Origin of the sequence: Shigella sp. FJ200513 (genome assembly GCF_040495915.1) — a bacterium.
GTDB lineage: Bacteria > Pseudomonadota > Gammaproteobacteria > Enterobacterales > Enterobacteriaceae > ECMA0423.
Window position 1 is genome coordinate 36,846 of record NZ_JBDYCV010000004.1, and the last position, 7,331, is coordinate 44,176.

At 53.7% G+C, this 7,331-nt stretch carries 6 protein-coding genes and 2 tRNA genes; 1 reads left to right on the forward strand and 7 read right to left on the reverse strand.

The genetic code is table 11. The features are described from left to right. Positions 1-43: 43 nt before the first annotated feature. The 5 genes from lnt to miaB all read right to left on the reverse strand — a co-directional run bounded on the left by lnt (position 44) and on the right by miaB (position 5,656). Positions 44-1,582: an apolipoprotein N-acyltransferase gene (gene lnt, locus ABZJ92_RS01915; RefSeq protein ID WP_000344846.1), complete on the reverse strand. Its 1,539-nt coding sequence runs from the start codon at positions 1,580-1,582 to the stop codon at positions 44-46. A 24-nt stretch (positions 1,583-1,606) separates the two neighbouring features. Next, positions 1,607-2,485 (reverse strand): CNNM family magnesium/cobalt transport protein CorC, encoded by an 879-nt coding sequence (gene corC / locus ABZJ92_RS01920; RefSeq protein WP_001278605.1) that lies wholly within the window; start codon positions 2,483-2,485, stop codon positions 1,607-1,609. Positions 2,486-2,574: 89 nt separating this feature from the next. Beyond that, the gene (gene ybeY / locus ABZJ92_RS01925) at positions 2,575-3,042 is read right to left on the reverse strand and encodes an rRNA maturation RNase YbeY (protein ID WP_000084469.1); all 468 of its coding nucleotides are present in this window, start codon (positions 3,040-3,042) and stop codon (positions 2,575-2,577) included. Further along, the gene (locus ABZJ92_RS01930; protein WP_001018040.1) at positions 3,039-4,079 is read right to left on the reverse strand and encodes a PhoH family protein; all 1,041 of its coding nucleotides are present in this window, start codon (positions 4,077-4,079) and stop codon (positions 3,039-3,041) included. Before ABZJ92_RS01930 ends, ybeY begins: the two co-directional genes overlap by 4 nt. A gap of 152 nt (positions 4,080-4,231) precedes the next feature. Continuing rightward, positions 4,232-5,656, reverse strand: coding sequence for a tRNA (N6-isopentenyl adenosine(37)-C2)-methylthiotransferase MiaB (gene miaB, locus ABZJ92_RS01935; RefSeq protein ID WP_000162739.1), 1,425 nt, complete (start codon positions 5,654-5,656; stop codon positions 4,232-4,234). 145 nt (positions 5,657-5,801) lie between these two features. Between miaB and ubiF the strand changes: the two genes are divergently transcribed. Further along, positions 5,802-6,977 carry a 3-demethoxyubiquinol 3-hydroxylase gene (gene ubiF / locus ABZJ92_RS01940; RefSeq protein ID WP_000184591.1) on the forward strand — a complete coding sequence of 392 codons (1,176 nt, stop codon included), beginning with the start codon at positions 5,802-5,804 and terminating at the stop codon, positions 6,975-6,977. Between the two features lie 153 nt (positions 6,978-7,130). Here ubiF and ABZJ92_RS01945 read toward each other — a convergent pair. After that, positions 7,131-7,205: transfer RNA gene (locus ABZJ92_RS01945), tRNA-Gln, on the reverse strand. 48 nt (positions 7,206-7,253) lie between these two features. Further along, positions 7,254-7,330: transfer RNA gene (locus ABZJ92_RS01950), tRNA-Met, on the reverse strand. Position 7,331 lies beyond the last annotated feature (1 nt).

Here is a 7,331-nt window from a genome sequence, read left to right on the forward strand (position 1 = left end):
GCGTGCCGAAATATGGGATGTATTCCGGCACGATAAGAAGGGATTATTTACGTCGCTGACGCAGACTCATCAACACAGCAGCAAAACCAAACAGTGCCGTCAGCACCCACAGCGGCCAGTTGCCGGTACGTGCGTATGGTGTGAGTCCGGTGGTCGGCGTCACGTTAGTGGTTAACACCTCGCGGGCGAACTGCGGGATCATCGCCTGAATCTCACCCTGCGGGCCAATCACCGCCGTAATGCCGTTGTTGGTGCTGCGCAACAGTGGGCGCGCCAGCTCCAGCGCACGCATTCGCGCCATCTGGAAGTGTTGCCATGGACCAATAGATTTACCAAACCACGCATCGTTGGAGATAGTCAGCAGGTAGTCGGTATCCGGGCGGAAGTTATCGCGCACTTGCTCGGCGAGAATAATCTCGTAGCAAATAGCCGCAGTAAGCTCAATACCATTTGCCGACAGCGGCGGCTGGATATATGGCCCACGGCTGAACGACGACATCGGCAGATCAAAGAACGGTGCTAACGGACGCAGAATCGACTCCAGCGGGACAAACTCGCCAAACGGCACCAGATGGTTTTTGTTATAGCGATCGGCTGATTCGTAGCTGTACGGTGCACCTTTACCCAGCGTGATGATGGTGTTGTAGGTATCGTAGCGGTTCTGCTTATTGAGACGCGCGTCGACAATCCCGGTTACCAGCGAGCTACCTTTATCACGCAACTCACCGTCCAGTGCTTTGAGGAACGGTTGCTGATTAATTTCCAGATCGGTTATCGCCGACTCCGGCCAGATAATCAACGATGATTTGCCCATCAGCGGTGCCGTTGCGTTGTAGTAAATCTTTAGCGTATTAAGAAGCTGGCCTTCGTCCCATTTCAGCGATTGCGGAATATCGCCCTGAACCATCGAAACCTGAATGGTTTTCTCCGGTTGCGGGGTAAACCATTGGATGTAACGCAGCGGGAAGGGTAGGGCAAACAGCACGACGGCCACCACCAGCGGACGCCAGTTGCGTTTGACCAACGCCAGTGCCAGCAGGCCACTAACCATCATCAGCAGGAAGTTAATGGCTTCCACGCCCATTAGCGGTGCCAGCCCTTTTAACGGGCCATCAATCTGGCTATAGCCGAACTGTAACCACGGGAAGCCAGTCAGCACCCAACCGCGCAGAAACTCGGTCACTTGCCAGAGAGCAGGGGTGGCAATCGCCACGCGCAGCCAGGTGGTTTTCGGCCACAGACGCGACAGCACGCCAGCAAACAGTCCGGTATACAGCGACAAATACGCCGCCAGCAGCACCACCAGGAAGATGTTAACCGGGCCAGGCATCCCGCCAAAGGTCGCGATGCTGACATAGACCCAGTTAATACCGCTGCCAAAGAGGCCAAATCCCCAGCAAAAGCCAATAGCGGCAGACTGGAGTGGGCGACGGTTAAAGGTCAACGCCTGAAGCCCCATCAGCGAAATAATCGCCGCAGGCCAGACGTCGTAAGGAGAGAAGGCCAGCGTTCCGCAGGCACCGAATAATAACGCCAGCAGCAGGCGAATGCGCTGGCGTTCAATTAATGAGGCAAAATCCATGTAGTTATCTATCCAGTTTCGGTTTTATTCATCCAGCTTTGGCTGGGGTGAGTCATCCGGGATTTTGACATGAACCTGAATAATACGCCGACTATCGGCCATCGCCACTTTGAACTGGTAACCGTCGATGTCGATAGTTTCGCCACGCGCCGGAAGATGCCCAAACGCCTGCATCACCAGACCACCGATAGTGTCGACTTCTTCATCGCTAAAGTGGGTGCCGAACGCTTCGTTGAAGTCTTCAATGGAAGCCAGTGCGCGCACGGTCCAGGTATGACGACTCAGCTGACGGAAGTCGATATCATCTTCTTCGTCATACTCGTCTTCAATCTCACCAACAATCAGTTCCAGGATGTCTTCAATGGTCACCAGACCGGAAACCCCACCGAATTCGTCAATAACGATCGCCATGTGGTAACGCTGAGAGCGAAACTCTTTCAGCATCCGGTCTACGCGCTTACTTTCAGGAACGACAACCGCCTGACGTAACACTTTGTCCATGCTGAAGGCTTCAGCATCGCTGCGCATAAACGGCAGCAAGTCTTTCGCCATCAGAATCCCTTCAATGTGATCTTTGTCTTCGCTAATCACCGGGAAACGTGAGTGGGCGGACTCGATGATGACATCAAGGCATTCGTCCAGCGTCTGGTTGCGTTTCAGGGTAATCATCTGGGAGCGGGGGATCATGATGTCGCGAACGCGTTGGTCTGCGATGTCCATCACCCCTTCGAGCATATCGCGCGTATCTTCGTCGATAAGGTCGTTCTGCCCGGAATCACGGATCAGCGCCAGCAGTTCGTCACGGTTTTTCGGTTCACCGTGGAAAAGTTGGCTGAGTAACAGGGAGAAAAATCCCTTCTTGTTGCTTATCGTGTCACTACTGTGTGAATTGTCGTCGCTCATGGCGTCGTATGGGTTCTCATGTTAGTTAATCAAAACGCCGTCGTTAATCACCAACGGCGGGGACGTCTGCCAGTCAAATGCCTGGCAAATTATTCTTTCTCGGCAATGTACGGATCCTCATAGCCCAGAGCAAGCATAATCTCTGTTTCGAGGGCTTCCATTTCTTCTGCTTCGTCATCTTCAATGTGATCGTAACCTAACAAATGCAGACTGCCGTGCACCACCATATGCGCCCAGTGCGCCTCCAGTGGTTTGCCTTGCTCCTGAGCTTCCTTCTCAACCACCTGACGGCAGATAACCAGATCGCCCAGTAGCGACATCTCCATGCCAGGCGGCACTTCAAACGGGAAGGAGAGCACGTTGGTCGGCTTATCCTTACCGCGATAGGTCAGATTCAGACTGTGGCTTTCGGCGGTATCGACCACGCGAATAGTCACTTCCGACTCTTCCTGAAACTGCGGGATCACCGCATTCAGCCATGTTTGAAACTGGCTCTCTTCCGGTAACCCGGAATTATCTTCACATGCCAGTTGTAAATCGAGGATCACCTGACTCATTTTTGTTCCTGTTCTTCGCGCTTGCGTTCTGCTGCCAGCGCCGCTTTACGTTTTTGTTCTGCTTCTTCCCAGGCTTCATAAGCGTTAACGATACGCGCCACCACCGGGTGACGAACCACGTCTTCGCTGTGGAAGAAGTTAAAGCTGATCTCTTCGACATCGGCCAGCACTTCAATGGCATGACGTAAGCCTGATTTAGTATTACGCGGCAGGTCGATCTGTGTGACGTCGCCGGTGATAACCGCTTTTGAGTTAAAACCGATACGGGTCAGGAACATCTTCATCTGTTCGATGGTAGTGTTCTGGCTCTCATCGAGAATGATAAACGCGTCGTTCAGCGTACGACCACGCATATAGGCCAGCGGCGCGACTTCAATAACGTTGCGCTCAATCAGTTTCTCGACTTTCTCAAAGCCCAGCATTTCAAACAGCGCGTCGTACAGTGGGCGCAGATACGGGTCTACTTTCTGGCTTAAATCGCCAGGCAGGAAGCCCAGTTTCTCACCGGCTTCGACCGCCGGACGAGTCAGCAGAATACGGCGAATTTCCTGACGCTCCAGGGCATCAACTGCCGCAGCCACTGCCAGGTAGGTTTTACCCGTACCCGCCGGGCCAACGCCGAAGGTAATGTCATGGTCGAGAATATTGGCGATGTACTGCGCCTGGTTTGGCGTGCGCGGCTTAATTACGCCGCGTTTAGTTTTGATATTGACCGCTTTGCCGTACTCCGGCACGCTCTCCGCGCTTTGCTCCAGTACCCGCGCTTCTTTAATCGCAAGGTGGATCTGTTCCGGTTCGATATCCTGAATCTGACCGCGCATCGGGGCAGTATCGACATACAGGCTACGCAGAATGTCTGCCGCAGCGGTGACGCAAATCGGACGGCCGGTCAGTTTAAAGTGGTTATCGCGGCGATTGATCTCGATGCCGAGACGGCGTTCGAGCTGCTTGATGTTGTCATCAAACGGGCCGCACAGGCTCAACAGACGCGCATTGTCTGCTGGCTCCAGGGTGATTTCGCGAGTGTCTATGTTCAAACCGTTCCTCTTATCTGTATGCCGCCGGAAGCTGAACATTCACCGGCCTATAAGGAAATTATTCACGCCACAGGAAAAAGGCGCAAGCATTGCGATAAAGATGGGGATAAAGAGAGAAAAAACAAGGCCCACCGGAACGGCAGGCCTGAGAATTACGGCTGATAATAACCCACGCCAAGGTCGTTTTCTTTGCGGGTGCGGGCAATCACCGACTCCGGTGTTTCTGCCATGCGCAGACCCATTTCATCTTCAGTTCGCACCACTTTACCGCGCAGAGAGTTCGGGTAGACGTCGGTAATTTCTACATCGACGAATTTACCGATCATATCCGGTGTGCCCTCGAAGTTGACCACGCGGTTATTTTCGGTACGCCCGGAAAGCTCCATGATGCTCTTACGCGAAGTCCCTTCTACCAGAATACGCTGGGTGGTGCCGAGCATCCGACGGCTCCATGCCATCGCTTGCTGATTGATACGTTCTTGCAGAATATACAGACGCTGCTTCTTCTCTTCTTCCGGAACATCATCAACCATATCGGCGGCAGGCGTTCCTGGACGTGCAGAGAAGATAAAGCTGTAGCTCATGTCGAAATTGACGTCGGCAATCAGCTTCATCGTTTTCTCGAAGTCTTCGGTGGTTTCGCCAGGGAAGCCAACAATGAAGTCAGAACTGATCTGAATATCCGGACGCGCCGCACGCAGTTTACGGATGATCGCTTTGTACTCCAGCGCCGTATGGGTACGTCCCATCAGGTTCAGAATGCGATCGGAACCGCTCTGTACCGGCAGATGCAGGAAGCTCACCAGCTCAGGCGTGTCGCGGTACACTTCGATGATATCGTCGGTGAATTCGATCGGATGGCTGGTGGTAAAGCGAATACGATCGATCCCGTCGATCGCAGCAACCAGACGCAACAGATCGGCAAACGATCCGGTGGTGCCGTCGTAGTTCTCACCACGCCAGGCATTCACATTCTGACCGAGCAGGTTGACTTCACGCACGCCCTGAGCCGCAAGCTGGGCAATCTCAAACAGAATATCGTCAGACGGACGGCTTACCTCTTCACCACGGGTGTAAGGCACCACGCAGTAGGTGCAATATTTATTGCAGCCTTCCATGATGGAGACAAACGCGGTCGGCCCTTCGGCGCGCGGTTCCGGCAGACGGTCAAACTTCTCGATTTCCGGGAAGCTGATATCTACAACCGGGCTGCGGTCGCCGCGCACGGAGTTGATCATCTCCGGCAGACGGTGCAGCGTTTGCGGCCCAAAAATAATATCGACATAGTGGGCGCGCTGGCGAATGTGCTCGCCTTCTTGCGATGCCACGCAGCCACCGACGCCGATAATCAGGTCTGGATTCTTCTCTTTTAACAGTTTCCAGCGACCCAACTGATGGAAGACTTTTTCCTGAGCCTTCTCGCGGATTGAGCAGGTGTTCAGCAGTAGCACATCCGCTTCTTCCGCCACGTCGGTCAGTTGATAGCCGTGGGTGGCATCCAGCAGATCGGCCATCTTCGATGAATCGTACTCGTTCATCTGACAGCCCCAGGTTTTAATATGGAGTTTTTTGGTCATCGACTTGCTCTTGCGAAATAGTAGCCAGGAATGCAGGGCGCATAGTGTAATGCTTTGCTGCCGTTGTGACCAGTATGAGCGTTATCAGCCCTTGGGGGTAAAAATCCTGTAAACTTAAAGCATATTGCTAACAGGATGATTGACCATGACAAATCAACCAACGGAAATTGCCATTGTCGGCGGAGGAATGGTCGGCGGCGCACTGGCGCTGGGGCTGGCACAGCACGGATTTTCGGTAACGGTGATCGAGCACGCAGAACCTGCACCGTTTGTCGCTGACAGCCAACCGGACGTGCGGATCTCGGCGATCAGCGCGGCTTCGGTATCATTGCTTAAAGGGTTAGGGGTCTGGGATGCAGTACAGGCTATGCGTTGCCATCCTTACCGCAGACTGGAAACCTGGGAGTGGGAAACGGCACATGTGGTATTTGACGCAGCCGAATTAAAGTTGCCGTTGCTTGGCTACATGGTGGAAAACACAGTCCTGCAACAGGCGTTGTGGCAGGCGCTGGAAGCGCATCCGAAAGTAACGTTACGTGTGCCAACCTCGCTGATTGCATTACATCGAGATAATGATCTTCAGGAGCTGGAACTGAAGGGCGGTGAAACGATCCGCGCGAAACTGGTGATTGGTGCCGACGGCGCAAATTCTCAGGTGCGGCAGATGGCGGGAATTGGCGTTCATGCCTGGCAGTATGCGCAGTCGTGCATGTTGATTAGCGTACAGTGTGAGAACGATCCCGGCGACAGCACCTGGCAGCAATTTACCCCGGACGGACCGCGTGCGTTTCTGCCGTTGTTTGATAACTGGGCATCGCTGGTGTGGTATGACTCTCCGACGCGTATTCGCCAGTTGCAGAATATGAATATGGCGCAACTCCAGGCGGAAATCGCGAAGCATTTCCCGTCGCGTCTGGGTTACGTTACACCGCTTGCCGCTGGTGCGTTTCCGCTGACGCGCCGACATGCGTTGCAGTATGTGCAGCCGGGGCTTGCGCTGGTGGGCGATGCCGCGCATACCATCCATCCGCTGGCGGGGCAGGGGGTGAATCTTGGTTATCGTGATGTCGATGCCCTGATTGATGTTCTGGTGAATGCCCGCAGCTACGGTGAAGCGTGGGCCAGTTATCCTGTCCTCAAGCGTTACCAGATGCGGCGCATGGCGGATAACTTCATTATGCAAAGTGGTATGGATCTGTTTTATGCCGGATTCAGTAATAATCTGCCGCCGCTGCGTTTTGTGCGTAATCTCGGGTTAATGGCGGCAGAGCGTGCTGGCGTGTTGAAACGTCAGGCGCTGAAATATGCGTTAGGGTTGTAGCCTTACAACATTGCCGGATGCGTGCCAGCCGTAGGTCGGATAAGACGCGGCAGCGTCGCATCCGACATTGAAGGATAAGACGTGTCAACATCGCATTCGACATTGAATGAACGCAGAAAAGCAAAAAGCTCGCCGAAGCGAGCTTTTTTAATGTGGCTGGGGTACGAGGATTCGAACCTCGGAATGCCGGAATCAGAATCCGGTGCCTTACCGCTTGGCGATACCCCAACAAATTGGTTTTTGAATTTGCCGAACGTATTCGACACATTCAGAATTTGGTGGCTACGACGGGATTCGAACCTGTGACCCCATCATTATGAGTGATGTGCTCTAACCAACTGAGCTACGTAGCCA

Bases quoted from the DNA above. Each gene is read 5' to 3' on its own strand.
- ubiF (WP_000184591.1), top strand. From the start codon at position 5,802: ATGACAAATCAACCAACGGAAATTGCCATTGTCGGCGGAGGAATGGTC.
- corC (WP_001278605.1), bottom strand. From the start codon at position 2,485: ATGAGCGACGACAATTCACACAGTAGTGACACGATAAGCAACAAGAAG.
- ybeY (WP_000084469.1), bottom strand. From the start codon at position 3,042: ATGAGTCAGGTGATCCTCGATTTACAACTGGCATGTGAAGATAATTCC.
- miaB (WP_000162739.1), bottom strand. From the start codon at position 5,656: ATGACCAAAAAACTCCATATTAAAACCTGGGGCTGTCAGATGAACGAG.
- lnt (WP_000344846.1), bottom strand. From the start codon at position 1,582: ATGGATTTTGCCTCATTAATTGAACGCCAGCGCATTCGCCTGCTGCTG.